The sequence below is a fragment of the Desulfococcus sp. genome, from assembly GCF_041737845.1.
Classification (GTDB): Bacteria; Desulfobacterota; Desulfobacteria; order Desulfobacterales; family Desulfococcaceae; genus Desulfococcus.
Window position 1 is genome coordinate 1 of record NZ_JBGSQX010000106.1, and the last position, 25,189, is coordinate 25,189.

At 58.8% G+C, this 25,189-nt stretch carries 23 protein-coding genes; 7 read left to right on the forward strand and 16 right to left on the reverse strand.

The features are described from left to right. Together ACEW8N_RS11930 and ACEW8N_RS11935 are read right to left on the reverse strand one after the other, a co-directional pair. On the reverse strand, positions 1 to 406 hold a 406-nt coding region (locus ACEW8N_RS11930), incomplete at its 3' end, for a hypothetical protein (RefSeq protein ID WP_373500051.1). 363 nt (positions 407 to 769) lie between these two features. Continuing rightward, positions 770 to 1,186 carry a hypothetical protein gene (locus tag ACEW8N_RS11935; RefSeq protein ID WP_373500052.1) on the reverse strand — a complete coding sequence of 139 codons (417 nt, stop codon included), beginning with the start codon at positions 1,184 to 1,186 and terminating at the stop codon, positions 770 to 772. Positions 1,187 to 1,331: 145 nt separating this feature from the next. Here ACEW8N_RS11935 and ACEW8N_RS11940 point away from each other — a divergent pair, with 145 nt between their 5' ends. Continuing rightward, positions 1,332 to 1,712 (forward strand): AAA family ATPase, encoded by a 381-nt coding sequence (locus ACEW8N_RS11940; RefSeq protein WP_373500053.1) that lies wholly within the window; start codon positions 1,332 to 1,334, stop codon positions 1,710 to 1,712. Between the two features lie 225 nt (positions 1,713 to 1,937). Here ACEW8N_RS11940 and ACEW8N_RS11945 read toward each other — a convergent pair whose 3' ends face one another. The 11 genes from ACEW8N_RS11945 to ftsH all read right to left on the reverse strand — a co-directional run bounded on the left by ACEW8N_RS11945 (position 1,938) and on the right by ftsH (position 16,599). Then, positions 1,938 to 3,512, reverse strand: coding sequence for a sigma 54-interacting transcriptional regulator (locus tag ACEW8N_RS11945; RefSeq protein WP_373500054.1), 1,575 nt, complete (start codon positions 3,510 to 3,512; stop codon positions 1,938 to 1,940). 164 nt (positions 3,513 to 3,676) lie between these two features. Next, positions 3,677 to 6,766 (reverse strand): chemotaxis protein CheB, encoded by a 3,090-nt coding sequence (locus ACEW8N_RS11950; RefSeq protein ID WP_373500055.1) that lies wholly within the window; start codon positions 6,764 to 6,766, stop codon positions 3,677 to 3,679. Positions 6,767 to 6,783: 17 nt separating this feature from the next. After that, entirely contained in the window at positions 6,784 to 7,584 is an 801-nt protein-coding gene (gene gpmA, locus ACEW8N_RS11955) for a 2,3-diphosphoglycerate-dependent phosphoglycerate mutase (protein WP_373500056.1), read from the reverse strand. A gap of 48 nt (positions 7,585 to 7,632) precedes the next feature. Next, positions 7,633 to 9,255, reverse strand: coding sequence for an NADP-dependent glyceraldehyde-3-phosphate dehydrogenase (locus tag ACEW8N_RS11960; protein WP_373500057.1), 1,623 nt, complete (start codon positions 9,253 to 9,255; stop codon positions 7,633 to 7,635). After that, complete coding sequence (locus ACEW8N_RS11965; RefSeq protein ID WP_373500058.1) at positions 9,249 to 11,936, reverse strand: GNAT family N-acetyltransferase; 2,688 nt, start codon at positions 11,934 to 11,936, stop codon at positions 9,249 to 9,251. The genes ACEW8N_RS11960 and ACEW8N_RS11965 overlap by 7 nt, the downstream gene beginning before the upstream one ends. A gap of 21 nt (positions 11,937 to 11,957) precedes the next feature. After that, a complete protein-coding gene (locus ACEW8N_RS11970) occupies positions 11,958 to 12,179 on the reverse strand; it encodes a DUF3185 domain-containing protein (protein WP_373500059.1) in 222 nt (73 codons plus the stop codon). Between the two features lie 74 nt (positions 12,180 to 12,253). Further along, on the reverse strand, positions 12,254 to 12,475 hold the full coding sequence (locus ACEW8N_RS11975; RefSeq protein WP_373500060.1) for a DUF3185 domain-containing protein: 222 nt from the start codon (positions 12,473 to 12,475) through the stop codon (positions 12,254 to 12,256). Positions 12,476 to 12,521: 46 nt separating this feature from the next. Continuing rightward, positions 12,522 to 12,671 carry a lmo0937 family membrane protein gene (locus ACEW8N_RS11980; protein ID WP_373500061.1) on the reverse strand — a complete coding sequence of 50 codons (150 nt, stop codon included), beginning with the start codon at positions 12,669 to 12,671 and terminating at the stop codon, positions 12,522 to 12,524. 257 nt (positions 12,672 to 12,928) lie between these two features. Continuing rightward, positions 12,929 to 13,108: a CsbD family protein gene (locus tag ACEW8N_RS11985; RefSeq protein ID WP_373500062.1), complete on the reverse strand. Its 180-nt coding sequence runs from the start codon at positions 13,106 to 13,108 to the stop codon at positions 12,929 to 12,931. Between the two features lie 335 nt (positions 13,109 to 13,443). After that, positions 13,444 to 14,610, reverse strand: a complete 1,167-nt coding sequence (gene clsB / locus ACEW8N_RS11990; RefSeq protein ID WP_373500077.1) for a cardiolipin synthase ClsB — start codon at positions 14,608 to 14,610, stop codon at positions 13,444 to 13,446. Positions 14,611 to 14,736: 126 nt separating this feature from the next. Continuing rightward, positions 14,737 to 16,599 (reverse strand): ATP-dependent zinc metalloprotease FtsH, encoded by a 1,863-nt coding sequence (gene ftsH / locus ACEW8N_RS11995; protein ID WP_373500078.1) that lies wholly within the window; start codon positions 16,597 to 16,599, stop codon positions 14,737 to 14,739. Positions 16,600 to 17,294: 695 nt separating this feature from the next. On the opposite strand from ftsH, the gene ACEW8N_RS12000 reads away from it, so the two are divergent. The 4 genes from ACEW8N_RS12000 to ACEW8N_RS12015 are packed head-to-tail and all read left to right on the forward strand — an operon-like array spanning position 17,295 to position 20,034. Next, positions 17,295 to 17,531, forward strand: a complete 237-nt coding sequence (locus tag ACEW8N_RS12000; protein ID WP_373500063.1) for a ferredoxin family protein — start codon at positions 17,295 to 17,297, stop codon at positions 17,529 to 17,531. Then, a complete protein-coding gene (locus tag ACEW8N_RS12005; protein ID WP_373500079.1) occupies positions 17,531 to 18,679 on the forward strand; it encodes a 2-oxoacid:acceptor oxidoreductase subunit alpha in 1,149 nt (382 codons plus the stop codon). Before ACEW8N_RS12000 ends, ACEW8N_RS12005 begins: the two co-directional genes overlap by 1 nt. Positions 18,680 to 18,682: 3 nt before the next feature. Beyond that, the gene (locus ACEW8N_RS12010) at positions 18,683 to 19,489 is read left to right on the forward strand and encodes a 2-oxoacid:ferredoxin oxidoreductase subunit beta (protein WP_373500064.1); all 807 of its coding nucleotides are present in this window, start codon (positions 18,683 to 18,685) and stop codon (positions 19,487 to 19,489) included. Beyond that, positions 19,489 to 20,034: a 2-oxoacid:acceptor oxidoreductase family protein gene (locus ACEW8N_RS12015; RefSeq protein WP_373500065.1), complete on the forward strand. Its 546-nt coding sequence runs from the start codon at positions 19,489 to 19,491 to the stop codon at positions 20,032 to 20,034. Before ACEW8N_RS12010 ends, ACEW8N_RS12015 begins: the two co-directional genes overlap by 1 nt. Positions 20,035 to 20,091: 57 nt before the next feature. Here ACEW8N_RS12015 and ACEW8N_RS12020 read toward each other — a convergent pair whose 3' ends face one another. The 3 genes from ACEW8N_RS12020 to ACEW8N_RS12030 all read right to left on the reverse strand — a co-directional run bounded on the left by ACEW8N_RS12020 (position 20,092) and on the right by ACEW8N_RS12030 (position 22,736). Then, complete coding sequence (locus ACEW8N_RS12020; RefSeq protein ID WP_373500066.1) at positions 20,092 to 20,325, reverse strand: hypothetical protein; 234 nt, start codon at positions 20,323 to 20,325, stop codon at positions 20,092 to 20,094. Positions 20,326 to 20,410: 85 nt separating this feature from the next. After that, positions 20,411 to 22,339: an aldehyde ferredoxin oxidoreductase family protein gene (locus tag ACEW8N_RS12025; RefSeq protein ID WP_373500067.1), complete on the reverse strand. Its 1,929-nt coding sequence runs from the start codon at positions 22,337 to 22,339 to the stop codon at positions 20,411 to 20,413. 10 nt (positions 22,340 to 22,349) lie between these two features. Next, complete coding sequence (locus tag ACEW8N_RS12030) at positions 22,350 to 22,736, reverse strand: 4Fe-4S dicluster domain-containing protein (RefSeq protein ID WP_373500068.1); 387 nt, start codon at positions 22,734 to 22,736, stop codon at positions 22,350 to 22,352. A gap of 429 nt (positions 22,737 to 23,165) precedes the next feature. On the opposite strand from ACEW8N_RS12030, the gene ACEW8N_RS12035 reads away from it, so the two are divergent. Next, the gene (locus ACEW8N_RS12035) at positions 23,166 to 23,873 is read left to right on the forward strand and encodes a GntR family transcriptional regulator (protein ID WP_373500069.1); all 708 of its coding nucleotides are present in this window, start codon (positions 23,166 to 23,168) and stop codon (positions 23,871 to 23,873) included. A gap of 69 nt (positions 23,874 to 23,942) precedes the next feature. After that, positions 23,943 to 25,151 carry an NAD(P)/FAD-dependent oxidoreductase gene (locus ACEW8N_RS12040; protein WP_373500070.1) on the forward strand — a complete coding sequence of 403 codons (1,209 nt, stop codon included), beginning with the start codon at positions 23,943 to 23,945 and terminating at the stop codon, positions 25,149 to 25,151. Positions 25,152 to 25,189: the final 38 nt, after the last annotated feature.

Below are 25,189 nucleotides of genomic sequence, written 5' to 3' on the forward strand. Positions count from 1 at the left end.
ACACCTGGGCACGCGGGCCGATGGCGATCACGCGCTCAGCGCCGTGGTGCTCAGTCTTGTGTGTGAACGGCCGATACATCCAGGTCGCGCCCGACGTTTCGATATCGATCGATCGCATGATCACAAGCTCGCCTGGCCGCATGCCGGTGAGCCGTTGAACCTGCACCATCGTGCGCGCGTCATTCGACAGGAACGGCAGAGTGGCATCGACGATCGCATCTTCGACGAGAGTCACCCGCCTCGGGGCTCTCGCACCATCGCGAGCTGTGACGCCGCGCACGGCGCTGAGCCGCCAATGCGCTTCGCCTGGCAACAGTTCCTTGGCGACGGCCCACTTCACCATCTGTTTGATCATCGAGCTGTAGGCGTTGACGGTGGTGGTCGAGAGCTTGAGATCATCGATCATCACTCGCTGGCATGCCTGCAGGGCGATCGGCCCAAATGCGATGGCTGCTTCATCGCCGTACAGTCGGCGCGCGATGCCCAGGGCCCGCCGCAGGGCCGAGTAGATAACGCCGTTGCGGCTCGTGTGGGTATGTCCCCATCATCTCGTCGTCGATGACACGGAAGCGTCCCTCGACCGTCGTATCCCCTGCTGCTCGGGGGGTGTTGGCTGCAGGTTTCGGCCCCGACAGGCCATGCAGTGTGCGTTGAATGATCGCAACTGCCTCAAGCAGTTGCCCCGCGCGAGTCAAATGGGTCGCTTCGCGCATTCCCGCTGACATCGTTGCGTCCATCATCGAGAGTCTCCTTGTTAGCGCAATGCCGGTCAGTGGATTCGATCCGCCAAGGCGGCCTTGACCTCCGGACTGGCATGCAAGGCACCCAGCACCACCACGGAATCGATGGTGGCGCGGGCGAGTTCGGGGGATACATCCTCGGCAATACTGGCCAGGCCCAGCACCTTGATCTGAAGCCTCTGTCCGGCCGCCCGCACCGCCTCGAGATCGCGGTGGCTGTAATGCTGCAGGCCGAGAACAAAGGTCTTGCGCGCCACCATTTCCCTGACCACCTCTGAATGGGTCGCCAACTGGTTGCGGATCGCCGTTCGAATCAGGTCAGTGCGGTTGGAATAAAACCCTTCCCGCACCAGCAGATCGATCTGCCCCAGGTCAACCACTCCCAAGTTGATGGTGATCTTTTCGGTCGTGTCGCCAGCCTTCGGTCGAAGCTCATGTACGCTCATTGCCATCCTCCTGCCATCCATATAGATGGTAATTTACACCGTAACGTCCAATTGTCAAGCCTGGTTTGACACATTGTGGAATTACGCAAGAAATTCTTTCTGGGGCGATAGGCCTGATTTACCCCCCGGCGCTGAGCACGTGAGAATGGGTCCGCCAATAAAACCGGCTTGGCAGCTCTTTCAATGCATCGATCTCGAGCGGACCGCCTTGGTACTGGTTGGAGACCACAACCAACTGCCTTCCGTCGGACCGGGCAATCTGTTGCGGGACCTGGTTCAGTCGCGGATGGCTCCCACGGTGCTCCTCGACCAGGTGGGGGGCGATCATTTACTATCCGGCAACTTTTCGCGGAGAGCCTTCCGCGCCATATTGTCCAGGTCTGCATCAGTTACCGTGGGAAGGAAGCGCTTTCGAAAGAGCTCGTCGTGCAGGATATTATACTTTGAGCGGTCACAGTCTTCGCTTTTTTACCCTCACCCCAACCCTCTCCCGGTGGGAGAGGGGATTAAGGAAAATCGCAACTGATGACCGTGCAAGGCATATGTCTTTTTATTCCGACGATCCGGTATCGTTGGGAGGCATTGGCCTATCCCGGCACGATGATGAAATTGGCGTCTCCACGCCAATGTGGGGCGCGGAGAATGCGGGAGGCAGGGCCTCCTGAATTTTGGGAAAAACGATAGGTGACAACTCAGCGGGAGCCGACGGGGAAAAACGTGCACGTCCGGACCCGGTTGACGGGATGGGAAACTATTTTTTTCGGATGTCGAGTTCGCGCATACGCGCCCGCAGGGCGCCGGGGTCGATCCCCAAGATTTCGGCCGCACTGTTTTTTCCGGCGACCTTCCAACAGGTCTGCTCAAGTGTCTGAACAATATGGTCGCGCTCAACCGCTTCCAGGGTTTTTTGGCGGATGCCCGGCCCCGTGGACGGGTTGTTGAGTTCATCCGCCAGACGCAGTTTGGTTCCCGACGAGTTGATCACGGCGCGTTCCAGGACATTTTCCAGCTCCCGGATATTTCCAGGCCAGTGATAACGCTGCAACGCACTCATTGCGTTCGCCGGAATCATTTCAATGGTCTTGCCCATTCTTTTGGAGATCTTTTGGACGTAGAAATCGACAAGAAGCGGTATGTCTTCCATGCGATCGCGAAGCGGCGGGATGGTAATCGGAAAAACATTCAACCGGTACCAGAGATCTTCCCGGAAACGGCCCTTTCGGACTTCCTCTTCCAGATTGCGATTTGTGGCTGCAATCATCCGTACATCCACCTTGATGGTGCTGGAGCCGCCCAGCCGTTCAAACTCGCCGTCCTGGAGCACCCTGAGCAGCTTTGCCTGTAATTCCAGCGGTAATTCGCCGATTTCATCCAGAAAAAGGGTTGCGCCGTGTGCAATCTCAAATCGCCCGAGGCGTCTGGTTTGAGCACCGGTGAAAGCGCCTTTTTCATGGCCGAACAATTCGCTTTCGATCAGGTTTGCGTGGAGCGCAGCGCAATTTACTTTCACCAGAGCCCGGTTTTTGCGTCGGCTCAAGCCGTGAATGGCCCGGACAACCAGTTCCTTGCCGGTTCCGGTCTCGCCCAGAACCAATATGGTGGTTTCGCGGCCGGCGATTTGTTCCACCTGAGAGAGCACGAATTGAATCCCGTCACTCTGGCCGATAATGTTTTCATGGTTGTTTTCCAGTTTAATTTCTTCGATCAAATAGGCTTTTTCCGCTTCCAGTTGATCTTTCAGCTTCTGTATCTCTACAAGGGCGGCTTCAGCGTTCAGTCTACCTTTTTCCGCCGCCTGCATGGCAGCGGCAAGTTCGGCCGTTCGCTCCTCGACCTGATGTTCGAGCTTGTCATGGGCGTTTTGCAGCGCCTCCTCCATCCGCCTGCGATAGGTGATGTCGTTCATCACAACGCGGCATACGGGTGCGCCGGCGTCATCCTGCGCCGCAGTTGCCGCCAGGTGCGCCCAGAAGGACGTCCCGTCGTTTTTCACCATCCGCAGTTCATACTCCTGCCGTTCAACGGTTTGCTCCATGCCTGCCTGCACCCGGCCCTGCAAAATCGCCGAATGAACCTCAAAGAGTTGTCTGTTGTGCAGGTAGTGGATGTCCTGATCCTCTTTGTGGATGAATCGGGTGATCGGCTGCCCGACCAGCGTGCCCCGGGCCACATTCAGCAGTGTGGCGGCGGTGAGGTTGACCTCCAGTATCCGCCCCTTTTCAGAGAGGGTGCAATAGCCCACCGGCGCAAGGTCGTACAGGCCGAAATACCGCGCCCGGGAGGCGTCCAGTTCCGTCTGGGCGCGGCGCAGCTCTTCGTTCTGCATCTCCAGTTCGATCTGGTGAACCCGCAGCTCGTTCAGGATCCGTCGGTTTTCTTCGGGCGACAGGGCCAGGAGGTCTTCCGACGCTTGAGCGGCATCTTGCCGGGCGCTGTCTTCGGCACGCTTGCGAAGCGCGGCCGCGCTGTCGGGCAGCCTGCCCTTGACGGTCATGGTGCACCTCCTTCATTTTTCGCTTCGGTGATGTCCTCCATCGCCAGCAGAATAAACCCGGGCCGGTCTGCCTCGCTGACCATGCGGGCGTTGATCCGGATGGTGCGCAGGCCGATCGCTTCAAATTCGTGCGACAGTATATAATTGTTGACCACCGAATCCCGGGGCAGAATCGTTTCCAGCAGGTTTCGTAATGCCGGGATATCCCACCGGCGGTTGCCCAAATCGTAGAGCAATCGCCCATTTGCGCTGTCCGGCGCTGCCCGGAAGGTGCTGTAAAATGAGCGACTGGCCGAGATGATCCGCAGGTCGGGATCCAGCATCAGCAGCGGTTCGTGAACCGTGGCGACAATCGCTTCGGTCACCCGGATATGCGCATCGTGCAGCGCTTCCTGAGCCTGCTTTGCCGGGCTGATGTCCACAAAGGTGATCACCGCTCCTTCGATCACGTTGTCGAGCGTCCGGTAGGGCAGGATGCGCATGGTGTGCCACCCCCCGGCCCGGGTCTGCACTTCCGCCTCTTTGGGCGCGAGGGTGTCCAGCACCGCCTGCGTGTCCGCCGAAAGCGCGTCGTAGCCCGTCAAGTTGGAGACGATGTGCCCCACGGGCCGCCCGATGTCGCTGTGGATCAGGTTGATGATCCGGGTGGCGGTGGGGGTAAAGCGCAGGATGCGCAGGCTTTGATCCACAAAGACGGTGGCGATGCCGGTACCGCTCAGAAGGTTGTTCATGTCGTTGTTGGTCCGCGAGAGGTCCGCAACCTTGGTCTGCAGTTCGGCATTGACCGTGGAAAGCTCCTCGTTCACCGACACCAGCTCCTCCTTGGAGGTTTCCAGCTCCTCGTTGGTGGACTGCAATTCTTCGTTCACCGACTGCATTTCCTCATTGGAGGATTTGAGTTCTTCGTTGGCGGTTTCCAGCTCCTCACTGGCGGTCTGGAGGTATTCCTCCTTGGCCTGCAGCTCCTGCCGCAGGGAAGCGATGAGGGCATGCGCTTCGTCGCCTGCCTCGATACCGGCGACGGCCTCGGTCGCGGAAAGCACGGTCAAAGCGTCTTCGCCTCTCTGCAGGGGTGCGCCCTGCTCCAGTATGACCAGCATCAAGGGCGCCTCGGAGGCCCCCGCATGAGCTGCCGGTGTCGCGAGAGGCACGGTACGAACCGTCAAATCGGTTGCCGTGACGTCACCGTTGGTTTTGACGCGCAGGTTCGGACAGCGCACGACCTCCTCGCCCGCCGCGACTTTGCGAAGGGCCGTGGCCAGCTCGCGGCGCAATCCTTCGCGCGCCATCTTCAGGATATTGTTGACGCCGCTCTCGCCGGGGGCCGGTTCCAGGTACAAACCGGTGCGGCCGTGGAGATAGAGAATGTCGCCGTTGCCGTTGACGAGCGCCGCGACCGGGGCAACATGCCGCAACAGCGCCTGTTCGGTCAATTCGCGCAGCGACGGTTTCCCGGGATAGGCCGACTTGGGCGTTGCCGGCGGAAGCAGCGCATCCGCCGCCGTCATGGGCGGCAGAAATCGATACGGACCTGCAGGGTGAAAATCCTCCCTGCGCTGGTACAGCTTCGCTATGCGGTCCAGGGTGGTAAACAGATGACCGAACTCCCCCACGCTCTCAGAGGTGCCCAGGAAGAGAAACCCGCATGGGTTCAGCGCATAATGAAATAGGGGAATGATTTTTTTCTGCAGCTCGGCGCCCATATAGATCAGCAGATTGCGACAACTGATCAGGTCGAGCTTGGAAAACGGCGGGTCTTTGATCACGTTTTGTTCGGAAAAGACCACCATGTCGCGGATATTTTTATGGATGCGGTAGAAACTGCCGTCGGGCTCCACCGAAAAAAACCGTGCCAGCCGCTCCGGTGAAATGTCGGCGTCGATGCTGGCCGGATAGAGGCCGGCGCGAGCCGTGACAATCGATTGGCTGTCAATATCGGTGGCAAATATCTGCACCTTGAAGCTTTGTTTCAGCTTTTCCTGAAGCTCTGCCAGCAGGATGGCAAGGGAATAGGCCTCCTCGCCGGTGGAGCAGCCCGCCGACCAGACGCGGATCACGCAGTTTGAAGATTTCCCGGAAAAGAGCTTTGGAAGGATCTGCTCCTGGATGGCCTCGAAGGCCGCCGGGTCGCGAAAGAAGCTGGTGACCCCGATCAGCATGTCCCGAAAGAGGGCTTCCACCTCGATCGGTGTCTGCTGTAAAAACTTCACGTACCCGTCCATGGTTTCGATCTGGTGGATGGCCATGCGGCGCTCGATGCGGCGATGGACGGTGCTTGGCTTGTACTGGCTGAAGTCGTGGCCGGTATGGGCGCGGAGCAGGATGAATATCTTCTTCAGCGCGTTTTCGACTCTGGGCGGCGAGGCAACGGCAGGGCTGCGGGGTATTCCGAAAGCGTGGGCCGCATAGGCGATAAGCTGGGCCGCCATCTCGGCCGGCGGAAGCTCATAGTCCACCAGGCCGGTGGCAAGCGCGCTGCGCGGCATGCCGTCGTACGCGGTTGAAGCAGGGGTCTGGGCCATGACCATTCCGCCCTCGCCCTTGATGGCGCGCACGCCGAGCGTGCCGTCGCTGCCGGTGCCCGAAAGCACAATGCCGATGGCTCGCTCGCGCTGATCCTGGGCCAGAGACCGAAAGAAAAAGTCGATGGGCATCCGCTGGCCCCGGGGAGCGGAAGGCTCCAGCAGTTGGAGAGCGCCGCCCAGAAAAGCCATGTCCCGGCCCGGCGGGATGATGTAGGCGCAGTTGGGGCGCACAGCCATCCCGTCTTCCACCTCGAAGACCTGCATGCGGGTGTAGCGCTGGACGAGGTTTGTAAGGATGCTTTTGTGGTCCGGGGCCAGGTGTTGCACCAGTATGAAAGCCATGCCTGGATCGGTGTCTGCGGGCATGCCGGAAAAAAAGGACTCGAAGGCCGCCAGCCCCCCGGCCGAGGCCCCGATGCCGACGATGGGAAAATATGCGCTGGTGCTTTCGACCCTCTCCTGCGACTCGGCTGATGCTGCGGCGCACTCCCGGGTCTCGATTGCCCCGGCATCACCCGGCGGGATGGCCGCCTCCGATGGATCTTTCTTCCTGTTTGTCATGGTGTCCGCCCCATCCTTCAGACCCGGAACATCTCTTCTGTTTTTTCAAACAGCAGCGCAGCCTGACGCATCATCATGCCTTTCCCCTGCCGGGCGACTGCCTCGGTGGCCCGTTTGATCTCGTCAGGATCGCCCAGATAATAATGCCTGACAGGTTTCAAACGCTCATCCAGTTCGTAGATCAGGGGAATTCCCGTGGGAATGTTGATGCCCACAATATCGGCATCCGATACATCATCGAGGTATTTGACAAGAGCCCGAATGCTGTTCCCATGGGCCGAGAGGATGACCCGTCTGCCTGAGCGAATCATGGGCACGACGGCCTCGTGCCAGTAAGGGAGAAACCGCGCCACCGTGTCTTTCAGACACTCCGTCAATGGAATATCGTTTTTTTCCAGGTCCTTGTACCTGGGGTCATTACCTGGGGACCGTTCATCGGTCATTTCCAGCGCCGGCGGCCGGACGGCATAACTTCTTCTCCACTTCAAAACCTGCTCCTCGCCGTATTTTGCTGCTGTTTCGGCCTTGTTCAACCCTTGCAGGGCGCCATAACACCGTTCATTCAATCTCCATGAGATGTTTACCGGTATCCACATGAGATTCATTTCATCCTGGACGATCCACAGGGTCCGGATCGCCCGTTTGAGCACCGAGGTGAAGGCCGCATCAAAGGAGAACCCCTCCTTTTTCAGGATCTTCCCCGCCTGCCTGGCTTCCTGGATTCCTTTTTCCGACAGGTCTACATCCGTCCAGCCCGTGAACCGGTTTTCTTTGTTCCAAATGCTCTCACCGTGTCTGAGGAGAACCAGCGTTATCATGACTGCACCTCCATTATGCAATATATCGAGCTATATACACCATTCTCTTTACAAAATAAAGTCGGTCGCCAGGAATTTGCTTGTATGATCCCGAACGATGCGGGTGATGATCTGCTTGTTCACCTCCGTTTGCTTGGCGGCAACCAGTGTGCGAATGGAAAAAACCCGCAGGGCGTCGGATACGGAAAGGGTCCCTTCGGCCGAATCCTTTCGTCCCGTGAAGGGAAACGTATCCGGTCCCCGCTGGCACTGGCTGTTGATATTGACCCGGCAGACCTGGTTTACCAGGGGGTCTATCAACCGTGCAATCTGGTCCGGATCGCTTCCGAAAATGCTGACCTGTTGTCCGTAGCTCGAATGGATCATATACGCGATGGGCTCATCGATCCTGTCGAAGGGCAGGACGGGTATCACCGGTCCGAACTGTTCTTCATGATACACTCTCATGTCGGGGTGTACCGGATACAGGACGGCGGGGAAAAAGAAGCTGCCGCAGACAGTCGCCCCGGCCGTATTGACGACCCGCGCGCCGTTCGCGACGGCGTCCGACACCAGTTCCCTCAGGTAATCCGTCTTGCCTTTTTCCGCGACCGGCGTCACGAAAACCCCTTCAAGCCATGGCATCCCAAAGGACAGGGCGTTGACGGCCGCGGCAAAGCGTTCGAGAAACGCGTCCGCGATGCCGGCTTCCACAAAGAGGATCTTCAGCGCCGTGCAACGCTGCCCGTTAAAGGAGAGGCAACCTATCACGCATTCCTTTACGGCCAGATCAAGATCGGCGTCCTTCAGCACAATGGCGGGGTTCTTGGCCTCCAACCCCAGCACGCAGCGAAGGCGATTGGGGCTGGGGTGCAGTTTTTTTAAAGCGTTCGCCGTTTTGCTCGAGCCGATCAGCGCCAGCACATTGATCTTGCCGGATGCCATGAGCGGGGGAATCACTTTTCTCCCCTCACCATAGATGACGTTGATGACGCCTTTCGGGAAAACATCGCGAAAGGCCGCCAGAAGCGGTGCATAGAGAAGCGCGCCGTGCTTGGGCGGCTTCAGAATCACGGTGTTTCCCATGACCAGCGCCGGAATCAGGGTGGTAAATGTCTCGTTGAGCGGATAATTGAAGGGCCCCATGCAGAGCACGACGCCCATGGGGGCCCGCCGAATCTGGCCGATGATCCCATCTTCGATGGTGAACCGGGAAGAAATCCGATCCAGGTCTTTCAGCGCGGAGAGGGTATCGTTGATGTATTGAATGGTCCGATCGAATTCCTTTTCGGAATCCCGGAGTGGTTTGCCGACCTCCCACATCAGAAATCGCACGACCCGGTTCTTTTCTTCCATCATTCGGAAAACGAACCGCTCCATGTGATCAATACGCTCGAACACGGAGAGGGTGGGCCACACCCCCCGCCCATGATCATAGGCGGCAACCGCCGCATCAAGGGCCTGAAGCGCTTCCGCTTCCGTCAGCAGCGGATATTCGCCAACGAAAAAAGGCTTCGGGCCGGCGTTGCCCGCCACCCATACGGGTGAGAGCACATCCTGGCGCGGACCGTCCCAGACCCGAATCTCACCGTTTACGAGATAGCCGGTCTGAATGCAGGGAACCCCGTTTAACAGGGTTTCGGGGATCTCGCCGGCCTGCGGAAATATGTTTTGGATTTTTTCAATTAACAAGGTGGGTTGCTCCCTCCGAAATGAATGACCAGCCGATTGTCGCCGGCGTCTCTTTTTGCTTCAAACCCGAGCTTTTTTCCCAGCGCAAGCATGTTCCTGTTCTCATTCAGCACGATGCCGTGTACCGTTTTAAAGCCGCGCTTTTCGGCGATGGACAGGCATTTTTCCAGCAGGCTCGAACCAATGCCCTTACCTTGCCAGGCATCCCCCACCAGAACGGCGAATTCACCCGTCTTTCCGTCCGGGTCTCCGATGATTCTGGCAACCCCCAGCATGCTGCCGGTTTCTGAATCTTCATCCATATCTTCATCCAGGGCAACCAGCGCAATCTCCCGATCGTAATCGATCTGGGTGAACCGGGCCAGCATCTCGGGGTTCAGTTCCTTTAACGGCCCGAAAAAACGATGATAAATCGTCGTTGGGGAGAGCACCTTGAATAACGCCGTAAAAAGTGGGGCGTCCTCGGGCTTGACGGGCCGGATAAATATTCGGCGCCCATCGACGCCGACCATATGGGACTCCTCCTCTTCCGGATACGGGCCGATCACCAAATGCAGGGAGGAAGGCACCTCGATCGGTGAAACGAGTATCCGGGCATCGACCGCAACGGGATTGCCGTCCTTGATCAGGACGGGATTCATGTCCAGCTCGGCAATTTCGGGGAAATCGATCAGGAGCTGGGAGAGCCGGACAATCATTTCTTCGAGGCGCTCCATGTCGGCGGCGGGGCGGTTCCGGTATCCCTGCAGCAGGGAGTATGCCTTGGTTTCCTGCATGAGCCGCCGGGCAAGCAATCGGTTCATGGGGGGAAGCGCCAAAGCCCGGTCTTTCAATACTTCGGTGAAAATGCCGCCCATCCCGAACAGAATCACCGGGCCGAAACTGGGATCCCGTTTGCCGCCCATCAGAATTTCAAAATCCGGGTTTGAAAAATACGGCTGAATCGTTACCCCCTCCATCCGGGCATCGGGTTTGTATTTTCGCGCCGACGATATGATCTGATTGTAGGCTTCGCAAACATCCGCATCGCAGCGCAAATCCAGCCGAACGCCGCCCGCATCGGTCTTATGGGGGATGTCCGGGGAATGAATTTTCATGACCAGCGGGTACCCCATTTCCCGGCCGATACTTGAAGCGAGTGTCCCGGTCTTCGCGATTTCCGTCCTGATCACGGGCAGGCCGTATGCCAGGAGCAGTTCCCTGGAATCGGATTCCGACATAAATTCCCCCGCCGGCGCCCCGGAAAGCAGCTTTCGGGCTTTTTCCGGATCGAACACCAAATCTCTGGCCATTTTCGGTGGAATTTCCAAAAGCATTTCTACGTTTCTGGCATGTTCAACCATATACAGAAAAGCTCTTACGGCCCGTTCCGGCGTATCGTAGGTCGGGATCCCCGCTTCATTCAAAATTTCAACGGCCTTTCCGATGCTTTTGCCGCCCATCCAGCAGGCAATCACCGGATACCGGCGCTCTTTCATGGCCGCGGCCAGGCTCTCGGCTACGGGAAGAGGGTCCGTAAGGGCCTGGGGCGCAAGGATAACAAGCACCCCGTCCAGGTTTTTCGAGTTGAAGCAGACCTCAAGGGCGCTGCAGAATCGCTCCGCGGAGGCATCACCTAAAATATCGATGGGGTTACCCCGGCTCCAGAAGGGCGGAAGGAACGCATCGAGGGCCTGCATGGTTTCAGGGTCAAGGGGCGCGGGCTTCTGCCCATACCGGGCGAGCGTGTCCGCGGCCATCACGCCCGGCCCCCCGCCATTGGTGAGGATCGCCAGCCGGGGGCCGCTCGGCCGCGGTTGCTTCGCCATCAGCTCCGCGCAGTCGAAGAGTTCTTCAATGGTGTCCACCCGCACGACGCCGGCTCGCTTGAAAGCAGCGTCGTATACGGCATCTTCCCCTGCCATGGCGCCCGTGTGAGATGCGGCGGCCTTTGCACCGTCGGGGCTCCTGCCGGATTTCAGGACGATGATGGGTTTGACCCGGGACACCGAGCGGGCGGCGCTCATGAATTTGCGGAAATTCGTCAGGCTTTCGATGTACAACAGGATGCTTTTTGCCGAGGAATCATTTCCGAGATAATCGATTATATCGCCAAAATCAACGTCCACCATGGAGCCGATGCTGACAAAATGGCTGAAGCCGATGCGCTCCTTGAGCGCCAGATCAAGAATCGACGTGCAGATGGCGCCGCTCTGGGATACAAAGGCCAGATTTCCGGTCACGGGCATCTCGGAAGCAAAACTGGCGTTGAGGTTCACGCCGGGCCGAATGATGCCCAGGCAGTTCGGTCCCACGATACGAAGCCCCCCGGCGTAGGCTATTTCTCGAATCCTTTCTTCTATCTCCCGGCCCTGTTCACCGACCTCTTTTCCCCCCGCCGAAATAACAATGGCGCCGCCGACCTTTTTTTCGACGCATTCGCGCACGATATCGACAACGCTGTGAATCGGGGTGGCGATAATCGCAAGGTCCACACCTGTTTCCAGGGCGGAAACCGATCCGACGGATGCATGCCCGTGGATGGTTTTGTATTTGGGATTCACCGGCAGCAGCGTTCCGGGAAACCCGCCGTCAATCAGGTTTCTCATCAGCGCATTGCCGATGGTACCCGTTTTTTCGCCGGCGCCCACCACCGCAACATGGCGCGGTTTAAAGATGCGGTTCAGATTGTATTGCCCCATGGTTCTCCTCTGCGGATCGGTTCAGGCCTTTTTTCTGCCCATGACCAGCAGCCCGATGCCGCCCAGGAGCGCAATCCCGCCAACGATCGGCGGCAATGGAAACGTTCTGGTTCTCTCCGCCGTCATTTGAAGGGGGCCGAGATCGACGACCTTTTCCCGGGTCGTGTACGTGATCCCCTGATACCCAAAGGCCACGATCCCGACAGCGATCAGGATGACGGCAAGAATAGTGGTTGTTCTCATCTATCTCTGCCTTTCTATTGATGATGGTTTCTGAAAAAAAACAGCCAAAAAGGAAAAGCTGCAAACGAATCGGTTCACCCCTTCTTTCTTCCCAGGGTCATCAGCCCGATGTAGCCCAGGAGCGAAATCCCTCCGAAGATCGGCGAAGAGGAAAACAAGCTGATTTTCTCCGCCGTCATTTGAAGGGGGCCGAGATCGACGACTTTTTCTCGGGTCGCGAAGGTGATCTCCTGACATCCAAAGGCCGCGATCCCGACAGCAATCAGTATGATGGCAAGAATGGTGGTTGTCCTCATCCGTCCCTACTTTTCTATTGGTAAATGGTTGTTGATATTCTGCTGACTACAGGACTCTTCGGCCCCGAATGATATTGAGCACCACCACGATAATGGCGATCACCAGCAAAATATGGATCAAGCCTCCCATCGTGTAACTGCTCACAAGACCCAGCACCCACAGGATTAATAGTATTACAGCAATCGTCCACAACATTGGATTCTCCTTTCGTTTCGATTTGGTTTCGCTTCCATCCGGCGCTGCTCCGAGCCGGCCGACAGCGGTCTCAGGGCCGCGGCAGGAAATCATTTCACCAGAATGGAAGCCCGGATCGCCGGTATTCTAAGCCCCGGCCGGCTGTGTTGGAGGGAAACATCGAGGAAATGGATATTCGGAATTCAATGCCTGAGAATTTAGAGGAGATACGCCTGTGATGTCCTGCTCCCCGTTAAGGAGCATTTCAAAAAACCCTTCTATTTGCCCACAACTTTCTTGACATCACCGACCTTTTCCTGGATTTTTCCTTCTAAATTCTCGACCTTGCCTTCGGCTTCCAGATCGGGATTCCCGACTGCTTTTCCGACGGTCTCCTTGATTTTGCCTTTGACCTGATGCATCTTGCCTTCCACGTTGTCTTTCGTGCTTGATTTCATAGTGTTCCTCCTGGTTGGTTTCGGTTTGAGTTGATTTTGCGTGGATCTGAACACGTACACTTCAATTTCCGTGCCTGGATTCCAATCATCGACGCAACGACATCTATCCTGTTGGCTTTTAAGGATAATTATTTAAATTAATTCAAAAAGACCCTGGCGGGGATGCCATTGGCAGCGGCATCAAAAGGGTCAGGTTTAACCGATGGTCATATATGACGCCGCTATGTGTTCCCGGGTGTCAGGGGTGGTAGAGGATACGGGCAGGTTGTAACCGGGTGTCGATTTTCGGGGGGAAAATGAAACGCGCTGTCCATTCCGGCTGCGTTATCCATCGCTCATGCGGGGTCGGACTGTTTCCCCGGGGCATACCCCGCAATTCCGATCATGAATCGCACCAGGCCGTAACTCAGCCAACTCGTAAGACGCAGCCGGATGGGCTGCGTTCTCCAGTGGTCCCGAGGTATCCGCCGCGATCCGGCATGGATAGCCTGATTCAGGCTATGCTTTAATGTTCTGGCGAAGTTTTCATCATCCACAACGACATTTGCCTCGAGTGAAAGCAGCAGGCTGAATGGGTCAAGATTCGAGGACCCCACCGTAGCCCAATGCTCATCAATCACAGCGACCTTGGCGTGCAGGAGGCTTTTGTGGTATTCGTAGATTTCAATCCCCGCGTCGAGAAAACTGCCGCGAAGGGCATGCGAGGCATAATGCAGCAATGGATATTCCACCCTTCCCTGCAACAGCAGAATCACCCGGACACCTCGACCGGCGGCATTCAGAAGTGCATGACGAAAATTCAATCCGGGAAAAAAGAAGGCATTTGCAAGAATGATTTCGAATTTCGCCTGTTCGATCGCCTGCAGATAAGCATCTTCAATATCGCGGCGATGGCGGATATTGTCCCGTACCAGAAAAGCTGAGCGCATGCGGCCCCTGGGTTCGGTTGAAGGCGCCGGACCGTCGCCTACCCGACCCCAGCCTCGACGAAAGCGGATCCAGGCCACTCGCGACCAGACCCGGCGGGCGGAATCATAGATTTCTTCCACCAGCGGCCCTTCCACACTGACAGCATAGTCATAACGAGGCGATGTCTGACCCGGCTTACCCATATCGTCGATAACATTAATGCCTCCGACAAATGCAATCTCCCGGTCCACGACCACAATTTTCCGGTGCAAGCGACGCAGCCTTCTGCGCCGCAGCGTCCAGGGCGATGTCTTGGGGCGGAACTTCAGCACCATCACGCCGGCCGCTTCAAGGGAATCGACCATGGCTTTCGGCAAACTGTTCGATCCGAATCCATCGATGAGAACACGGATTTTTACACCGCGAAAGGCCGCCCGTCGGAGCGCTCCCGCAATGCGTCTTCCGGTAGTGTCATTTTCGAAAATATAGCTTTCCAGATAAATTTCACCCACCGCCCGGTCGAACGCCGCCTCGATGGCCGGAAAATAAGCTTCGCCGTTTTGCAGCAGGGTAATCTGATTGTCTGGAATCATTCGCGTCACAGAAGGGTTGTCCTTTTTCCGGGTATCGATTTTTGCTGCGGTATCGCCCGTTAGGGCATACTTTTATGCGGCTTCCCCGCCGCTGCCATTGACGGCATCACCCTCTGAAAGTCCAGATTAAATGCCGCTTTCATCATCCTCTTTTTGGGCAATGCCCCGGGAGGGCTCACCGGACGATTGCGCCGCCATTGCAGGTGCGGCTGCCGAAAGCATTTTTCGCAGCTCATCTCCCTGAACACTTTCCTCATGCGAAAGGAGATGGGCCAGATCATCCAGCACCGTTCGCCGCGCCGAGAGGATTTTTCGTACGCGCTGGTGGGCCTCCTCGATAATCCGTGTGACCTCCTCGTCAATTTGGGTTGCCATCGTTTCACTGTAATTTTTTCCGGGAGAAAAACCTTCCGGGAGAAACATCGACTGGCGCGGACGTTCATAGCTCACCAGTCCCAGGCGGTCGCTCATGCCGTATTCCGTCACCATGGACCGGGCGATGCCGGAGGCCCGCTGCAGGTCGTTCTGAGCACCGGTGGAGATTTCGTTAAACACCAGCTCCTCCGCCACCCTGCCGCCCAGCAGAACGGCCAGGCGGTCGATCAGCTCCGAGCGCGTCATCAAATAGCGGTCCTCCGTAGGCTGCTGCTGGGTATATCCGAGCGCCGCGATCCCGCGGGGAATGATGGAGATCTTGTGCACAGGGTCGGCATGCTCGACAGACTCGGCCACAATCGCATGGCCGGACTCATGGAAGGCGACAATTTCTTTTTCCTGAGCATTCATCACCCGGTTCTTCTTCTGCAGGCCCGCGACCACACGGTCGATGGCCTCGTCAAAATCCGTCAGTTCTACCGTTTCTTTATCGTTCCGGGCAGCCAGCAGTGCGGCTTCATTGATGATGTTGGCCAGGTCCGCGCCCACAAAGCCCGGGGTGCGGCCGGCGATCTTGCGCAGATCGACCTCGGGGCTCAACACCACATTCCTGGAGTGAATTTTCAAGATGGCTTCCCGTCCATTGATATCCGGCCGGTCTACCAGAACCTGCCGGTCAAACCGCCCCGGCCGCAGCAAGGCCGGATCCAGAATTTCCGGCCGGTTGGTGGCGGCCATGATAATGACCCCTTTGTTCGTTTCGAACCCATCCATCTCCACCAGGAGCTGGTTGAGCGTTTGCTCCCGTTCGTCATGCCCACCCATAACGTTCATCCCCCGGGCTTTTCCTAACGCATCCAGTTCATCGATGAAGATGATGCAGGGCGCCTTGGCCGCCGCTTGAGAGAACAGATCACGAACGCGGGCCGCTCCCACGCCGACGAACATCTCCACAAACTCGGACCCGCTGATGCTGAAGAAAGGCACCTTTGCCTCCCCGGCCACGGCTCTGGCCAGAAGGGTTTTGCCGGTTCCCGGCGGGCCGACCAGGAGCACCCCTTTGGGTATTCTTCCCCCCAGTTTCTGAGATTTTTCCGGAGTGCTTAAAAATTCAACCACTTCCTGGAGTTCTTCCCTGGCTTCGTCGATGCCGGCCACATCGGCGAAAGAAACCTTGGTGTCGCTCTCGGCAAAAATTTTGGCTTTGCTCTTGCTAAAGGACATGACCCCCATTCCCGCCCCCATCTTTTTCATGGCGTATCGCCAGATCAGGAAAAAAATGCCAAGCGGAAGGATCCAGGAGAGAAGGCTGCTCAGAAATTTGTTTTCGTACCGTCCGGAATAACTGACTTGCTTTGCATCCAGTTCCTTCACCAGGTCGGGATCATTCACCCGGACCGTCGTAAACGACTGGCCGGGAGATCCTGTCAGGGTTCCGCTGATATTGTCAGGCCCGATGGTCAGTTTGCCCACCTTGCCTTCGGCGATGTATTGCTTAAACTGGCTGTATGGAATCGTCTCCACTTTTGTAGAAAAGAGGAGCGGCTGCAGATACGAAAAAAAAAGCATGGCTATCAGAAAATACCAGATGCTGAAGCGAGCCCTGGGGGGCAGCCCATTCTTCGTTTTTGGGGAGGCATTCAGACCCAGGATGGCCCGAAGCTTGTCCGTAAATGTTTCCCCGGGTTCTTTATTCTCATTGGATGACATTTTTTTTCCTCAGGTTTCTATCGTTTCGGCTCTTAGAACGTATCTGGAAATTTTGGGTAGATCAGGAAAATGTTCATATCTGCGGGTTCCTTTCCGTGACCGGATGCATCGTCAAGTGGATAATCAAACTTCATGCCAGAGTTGGAACACCTGGCTTTTTGTGGCGCATCATTTTGGATTATCAACAGAAACTGTTTTACCAGCACAGACATGGAAGGCATAATCTGCCGCATGATCCAGGTCATTTATCACCATAGGTCAAATATGACCTGGATATGGGCCGGCCATCGAAGTCTACAGCCAAGGCGGCGTGATTTTCTGCAGGCCAACCCACCGCCTTAAAAGTAAGTCCCATCGCATTTACTCCTTGACATCCCCAGGAAAATAGGCTCTGAATATTAAAAATATATTTTTAATATATCTAAGATATATGTTCCGCCCAAAGCTTCAGGATGATAAATGACTCGAAAATCAGCGGCATCCGATCCGCGAGGCCTTTTTCCGCCCGGCGGCGGAGGAATTGCCTCACCCAATAACCAACATCCATGATCCGATGGACATGGCCGCAGAAAAATCACCAACTTTGAATAGGAAACCCCATGCCTAAGAAAACGCTCAAAGAACATGCCATCAACCGGGAATGGTGCAAGGGATGCGGCATCTGCGTCCACTTCTGCCCGAAGGATGTTTTGGAACTGGATGAGCTGGACAAGGTCGTCGCCGCCCGCCCGGAGGACTGCATCTGCTGCATGCTCTGCGAAATACGGTGCCCGGATCTCGCCATCGAGGTCGTCACAGAGGAGGAAGAAACCCCACAGGAGGCTTCAGGATCATGATGAACGAAAACGTCACATTTGTTCAGGGGAACGAGGCCTGTGTGGAAGCCGCGCTGTATGCTGGGCTGGATTTTTTTGCCGGCTACCCCATCACCCCGTCCACGGAGATCGCCGAGCAGATGGCAGCAAGGCTGCCCCGGCTCGGCCGCAGGTTCATCCAGATGGAGGACGAGATTTCATCCATCTGCGCCATCATCGGCGCGTCCCTGACCGGCCAGAAAGTCATGACGGCCACCAGCGGACCGGGGTTCTCCCTGATGCAGGAAGGGCTGGGCTACGCCATCATGGCGGAGATTCCCTGCGTCATCGCCAACGTCATGCGGGGCGGCCCCTCCACGGGCCTGCCGACCAGCCCCAGCCAGGGCGACGTCTACCAGGCCCGCTGGGGGGTCCACGGCGACCACGCCATCATCGCGCTGACCGCCTCCAACCACCAGGACGTCTTTGACATGACGGTCTACGCCTTCAACCTGGCCGAGACCTACCGGACCCCGGTCATCCTCCTCTTCGACGAGGTGATCGGCCACATGCGCGAGAAGCTTGTGATCCCCGAGAAGGGGGCCATCCCGGTGGTGGACCGCCTCCGCACCTCCGTCAAGGCCGGCGTCGACTACCACCCCTACCTGCCGCGCGAGGACGGACGCCTTCCCATGTCCGACTTCGGCGGGGAGCACCGCTACAACGTGACGGGCCTGGCCCACGACATGTGGGGATTCCCCTCCTCCAACCCCTCGGTCGTCCACGGCCTCCTGAGGCACCTTACGGACAAGATCAAGAACAATGTGGGGGAGATCACCCGCTGCAAGGAGTATTACATGGAGGATGCCCGGACGGTCCTCATCTCCTACGGCTCCTCGGCCCGCTCCGCCCTCCACGTGGTGGAGCACCAGCGGCGGCGCGGGGAGCGCCTGGGGCTCCTGGAGCTTCAGACCCTGTGGCCGTTTCCCTACGGCCTCATCGATGAAAAATGTGCCGACGCCCGGCACATCGTCGTGGTGGAGATGAACATGGGGCAGATCACGCGGGCGGTCAAGCGCGCCGTGAAAGACCCCGAGCGCGTGGTCCTCGCCAACCGGATCGACGGCGTTTTCATCACGCCCACAGACATCAAGAACATCCTGAGACTCGTTCAGGGAAAGGGGGTCTAGGCCATGGCGATCAAGGAATACATACGCGAACGGTTTTTCCCGCACATGTGGTGCCAGGGCTGCGGCCACGGCATCGTGCTGAACAGCCTTCTCCGGGGCGTCGAGCAGCTCGGCATGAGCAAGAACGAGATCGTCATGGTATCGGGCATCGGCTGCTCGTCCCGGATCTCCGGCTACGTGGATTTCCACTCCCTCCACACCCTCCACGGCAGGGCCCTCGCCTTTGCCACGGGCGTCAAGATGAGCAAGCCCGAACTGAACGTCATCGTGCCCATGGGCGACGGCGACGCCCTGGCCATCGGCGGCAACCACTTCATCCACGCGGCCCGGCGCAACATCGCCATGACGGCCATCGTCATGAACAACCGGATCTACGGGATGACCGGCGGCCAGTTTTCGCCCCTCTCCGGCTACGGTACGGCGGCGACCACGGCGCCCTACAGCAATATCGACCACGATTTCGACGTGGTCAAGCTGGCCGAGGCGGCCGGCGCCTCTTTCGTGGCCCGAACCACCACCTACCACGCCCGGCAGATGACCGAAATCCTCAAGGCGGCCATCGTCCACGACGGGTTTTCCGTCGTGGAGGTCCTGACCCAGTGCCCCACCTATTTCGGGCGGAAGAACAAAATGGGCGGCCCCGCCGAGATGATGGAATGGTTCCGGGACAACACCACGCCCGTCGGCTCCAAGGCCAAGGCGGAAAACCCGGCCCTGATCGAACGCGGCATCTTCGTCCAGGAAGAAAAGCCGGAATACTGCGCCGAATATGAAAAGGTCATTGAAAGAGCAACGGGAGGGCGGCCGTAATGGAAAGACTCAGACTCGTATTTTCAGGCTCCGGAGGCCAGGGCGTCATCACGGCGGCCATCATTCTGGCCGAAGCGGCCGTGCTCCACGAGAACCTTACCGCCACCCAGGCCCAGGCCTACGGACCCGAGGCCCGGGGCGGCGCGACCCGTTCGGACATCATTATCTCCGACTCCCCCATCCGCTACCCCAAGGTAACCCAGCCCAACGTTCTCGTGTGCCTGACCCAGGAGGCCTACAACAAGTTCAACCCCATCATCCGGCCCGGGGGCATGCTCCTCACCGATACCCGGTTCGTCAAGATGCACGCCAAGGTGGATGCGCGGCAGATCCCGCTGCCCATGTACAAGACCGTCATGGACGAGATCGGAAAGCCCATCGTATTCAACATATGCATGCTGGGAGCCGTCGTCGGCCTGACCGAGGTCGTCTCTCCGGAATCGATCATGAAGGTCCTGGTCACCCGCGTTCCCAAGGGATTCATTGACCTGAACAAAAAGGCCCTGGAGCTGGGACTCGAGATGGGGAGGAAGGTCAAGCCGTAGCTGAAGACGGAAGGTTCCGCGGCTGACCCGCGCAGCCTTCCGGGCGCCGGCCCCGGGTCAGCCGCCGGCCGTGGGGCCCATGAGATAGATTTCGGCGTCCTCGGTGAGCGGCTCATCCAGGCCCTGCTTCCGCCCGTTGACAAAGGCCAGGACCACCAGGATCGGCGGGACGCCGATGCCGGCCGCCAGCTGCCTGACGGTCGGCGCGGCCGCCGTTTCCACCACCGCCTGGCGGGGAAGCGTGCCGACGATCCCCCGGAGGGTCCCGGCAATGTGAATCGTAAAGATCATTCACCGTTTCCCATACAATCAGAGGGGGGCGTCATCATTGGTGACGGCCCCCCTGTTTCGTCAACCCCCCAACCCGGCGTTCCTGTCAAGACTGCCGGACCGGCTCGTGGCAGGCCCACCCGGCCATGGTGACGGCCACGTCGGCCAGGCCGAACCGCGCAAGGGTCTCTGCGGTGGGGATGCCGTTGGCATCCCATCCCCGGAGCGCGTAATATTCATCCAGGAGAATGTCGACCTCTTCCCGGGTCACGCAGTGTCCCGCGTTGGGGCCGTCGGGGACGGGTTCGGTCATGAACCGCTCGGGCGGATAGTCGAAGGACCTGCCGAAGCCCGGGATTTCACGGGCGGAGATGGACCGGGTGAGGTGCCAGACCTTTTCCGACACGCCCAGAAGTTCCGACCAGGTCATCCGACGGCCGGTGACCTTCTCGAAGAGGCGTTCGTAGTGCTCGGGTTCGAACCCCAGCTCCATGTACTGGAGGCGGCAGATGCCCAGAATGTCGAACAGGGGCCGGGTGTGCTGGCTGTCGACCACATACCTGGCCCGGCCCCGGGGCCGGGATTTCGGCAGCTTCTCGCCGGCGCCGCCACCGGATGCGATCAGTTCGTGGACATTGGCGTCGGTCCCGGCCAGGTCGTGGCCGAGGACCCAGGCCCGGGCGTGGTGGGCGCCGATGTCGCTGGTCATGTAGGCCAGCATCATCCCCGGGGCGTTGCGGCACTCGTATCCGCTCCATTCCAGGCCCTTGACCTGGATGGCGAAGGATTCCGAGCCCCGGCCGGTCTGCCGGGCGGCCTCCCGGACGCCCCGGGCCAGGAGGTCTCCGATGCCGCTTCGGTGGGCGATCTGCTCCAGGAGATAGACTACCGACGCCAGGTCGCCGAACCTCACGGTGCGTCCGACGGCCGTTTCGTTCAGAATGCCTTTTTCGAAGCATTCGATGGCCCAGGAACAGACCACCCCGGCGCTGATGGTATCTATGCCCAGCTCGTCGCAGACGTAGTTGGCGTGCCCCACCTCGGCAATATCCCCGAGCATGCAGTTGCTCCCCAGAAGGGCGATGGTCTCGAACTCGGGACCCTCCACGTAGACGTCGCCCAGGCCTGTTCGTGCCCTGCCGTATTTCCCGCAGGGGGTGGGGCAGCAGTAGCAGCCCTTGTCGGTGATCTTGAGCTCGCGCAGGATGGCGGCACCGTTGATGTCGGGGTGCTTCTCCCAGTAGGAAGTGCTGAAATTCCTCGTGGGGAAGGCGCCCACGCGGTTGATCCAGTCGGTGATGCCGGCGGTCCCCTCGGGCGTCCACCCCGTGAACCCGGGTTTGGCCCTCACGGCCCGGTAGGCTTTCTTGCCCTCTTCGTACAGGGCGCGTGCGTCGCCGGCAGGGATGTCGCCGGTGCCCTTGACGGCGACGGCCTTGATGTTCTTCGAGCCCAGGACCGCACCGATGCCGACCCGTCCAGCCTGGCGGCCGAAGTCATGGGTGATACAGGCGAAAACCACGCCGTTTTCGCCGGCCGGCCCGATGGTGAGGATCTGGAATTCCTCGCCCAGGTCTTTCTTGAGCTTCGCCTCGACGCTCAGGGATCCCATGCCCCAGTAACCGCCTGCGGGCCGGATCTCGACCCGGTCGTCCTCGATCACCAGGAGGCTGGGCACCGGCGCCCGGCCGGTCAATACGAGCATGTCGTATCCGGCGTATTTGAAGGCCGGCCCGAAATGACCGCCCATGTTGCTGTCGCCGTAGCCGCCGGTGGCAGGCGATTTGCAGCCGAAATGGGTCTTGCCCGACGCCGGCAGGAAGTGTCCGCTCAAGGGGCCGGTGGCCATCACGAAGAGGTTTTCGGGCCCCAGGGGGTCGGCGCCCGGGGGCAGTTCGTCGAAAAGAGTTCTGGCCACGAACCCCCGGCCGCCGATAAATTCCTCGGCAAGCTTCTCCGGCAGGGGCTGTTTTTCCACCCGGCCGTCGGTCAGATGAACCCGCAGCACCGTTCCCGCATATCCGTTCAATATCATCCTTTCTCCTTCAGGCATCCACCAGGACCAGCGCGTCCCTGGGGCAGATCTCCACGCATTCCCTGCAGAGCGTGCATTTGATGGGGGAATCCAGGGTCGGATGGGCGAACATCACCCCGTGGGGGCAGGCTTCCACGCATTCGTAGCAGGCGATGCAGGCCTCTTCATCCACCCGGAAGACCCCGTCTGTTTCCGTGATGGCGTCCACCGGGCAGGCCCCGGCGCAGGCGCCGCACTGGTCGCAGAGGATGATCTCGTAGGTGCCGGGCGCGGGGAATCGTCCGCGGATGGTCAGCGCGGCCAGCGCGGGATTGATCCGGCCGTAATTGGCCAGAGCGCAGGCCAGGCGGCAGGCGGTGCAGCCGGAGCAGCGCTCCGGTATTGCCGAAAGTCTCATTTGGTTGAATCCCACCTTTTTTCGGTCCGTGTTCCGTGAATGCGTTCCAGCAACTTGAAAAATATCATGATTGCATTTCGTTAAGAGGTTTCTGGGCGCAGGATGCATAGTTATGGTATATTTAAAATATATTGAGAATATACAGAACCCATTTGCCGGGGGATGTCAAGCAAAAAAGACGGTGAGGCGCGTCTTTTTCGGATGCCACGCCCGGGCCGTGCTGTCGACTGGATACCAACCCTGTTGAAGCGGCCGCCGACCCGGGCGCGACTCCCCGGGCGATACCCGGATGGCCGCGCCGTGGATCCACAAAAAATAGGGTCCATCGCAGTTTATGATTGACATTCGCAACCAATTATATTTTGTATATCTAAAATATATCCAAAATATATTTTTGTTATATGGTCAACCAGAAAGCGCAGGATGCAAATGAATCCAAAAAAGCCGATCCCCTCCGCCCCGCTCAGCGAAGTCGCCTATCAGCAGATCAAGGAGATGATCGTCAACGTCAAACTGCGCCCGGGCGAACAGGTCGACGAAGGCGGGCTTGCCAGCACCCTGTCCATCGGACGGACGCCGATCCGCGAGGCCCTCTTCCGCCTTGTCGCGGAAGAGCTGCTGCAGGTGCGCCAGGGCCGCGGTTTTGTTGTGCGGGACGTGACCCTGAGCGACCTGAAGGACCTCTTCGAGGCCCTGTTGATACTGGAACGGTCGGCTGCGGCCCTGGCTGCCCGGAGAATCAACGCAGAGCAGATCCGGGCCCTTGAGGGGATCAACGCCGACTTCAAGAAAGCCTGGAAAAAGAACGATTTCATCCAGGTCACCCTGGTGAACAGTCGATTCCATCGCGGAATTTACGAGGCGGCCGGCAACACCTTCCTCAATTCCTATCTCAACTCGCTGCAGAACCAGTCCCAGCGCCTGGCCTACCTCTGCTACAGCAAGCCTGCGGCGTCCATCGACCTGGAATCCCACGGAGAGCATTCCATCCGGGACCACGCCCGCCTCATCGAATGCTTTGCGGCGGGCGACGAGGCCGGCGCCGTGCAGACCATCACGGAGCACATCCGGCTCTTTCAGAACCGGGTGAATGATTTTGCCACGCCGTCGGTCATGGAGATGAACCTTTTTGCATGAGGCCTTCATGGAAAAAATATAACTTTTTGAATTAATACGTTAATGACACATCAACAAAGGAAAACGCTCATGCGCAGAATTCTGACCCCCGGGCATCTCGATGAAACCGCCGATGCGGTCATCATCGGCGGCGGCATCATCGGGGTGGCCACCGCCTTCTGGCTGTCCCGGGCGGGGCTCTCCACCATCCTCGTCGAAATGCGGGACGGGCTCTCGACCCTCACCACCACCGCCTCCATCGAATCCTTCCGGGCACAGTTCACGGAGCCGGCCATGGCCGCCCTGGCCAAGGAATCCATCGCCGTGTGGGAGAACTTCGCCGAGGTGACCGGCCTCGAGGGATACGAGATCGACCTCCACCACGGCGGCTATATCTTCTGCACCCTGGAAGAAGACAAGATCGCGGCCGTCAGGGAGACCGTCGCGGGATACCACGCCGTCGGGGTGACCGATTCCGAGTTCCTGACGGGTGATGAGGTCATCCGTCGCTACCCCTGGATCTCGCCCGAGGTGAAGGCCGCCGCCTTCAGGGCGAAAGACGGCTGGTTCTCCGCCCACGAGGTGACCCAGGGATTCGCCCGGGCCGCCGAAAAGGCCCGGTTTTATGTTCGCACCCGGGCCACGGGCATCGAGCGTGACGGAAAAGGGGTCTCTGCAGTCGTCACCGACCGGGGCAGGATCCAGACCCGCGTCGTGGTCAACGCCGCGGGGCCCTTTGCCGTCACCGTCGCCCGGTGGCTGGGGGTTGAACTCCCGATCTACCAGATGCGGCGCCAGCGGGTGTTCGTCGCCCCGCACCCCGGGATCCCCCGGAATGCGCCCCTGACCATCGATCTCGAGAACGAGTCCTACTGGCGGCCCGAGACCGGCGGCGCCCTCCTGGGCTGGCACGATCCGGAAGAGCAGAAATCGGAGCCCCTCGAAGACCCCCAGGGCGACTGGGATTTTCCGGCCTTCACCCTGGAAATGGTCTCCCGCCTGAGCCCGTTCTGGACCGGGATCATCGACGACCTGACCAAGGGCGACCTGTCCGTCTACGCCGGGCAGTATGTCCATTCCCCCGACGACCAGCCGATCATCGGGCCGGTGGAGGGCGTTCCGGGGTTCTTCCTCAACTGCGCCTACTGGCCGGGGGTGATGCTGTCGGCCGCGGCCGGGAGATGGACCGCCGACCTGATTGTCGGCAGGATGAAAAACGCGGACAACCCCCTCAGGCTCACCCGCTTCGCGGAAGGGGCGACAACGGTTCGCGGATCGTTTTTCAGAGGTCAGCATTGATCACGGAAACCATTTTTACCCGGCGTCAGAACCGATAC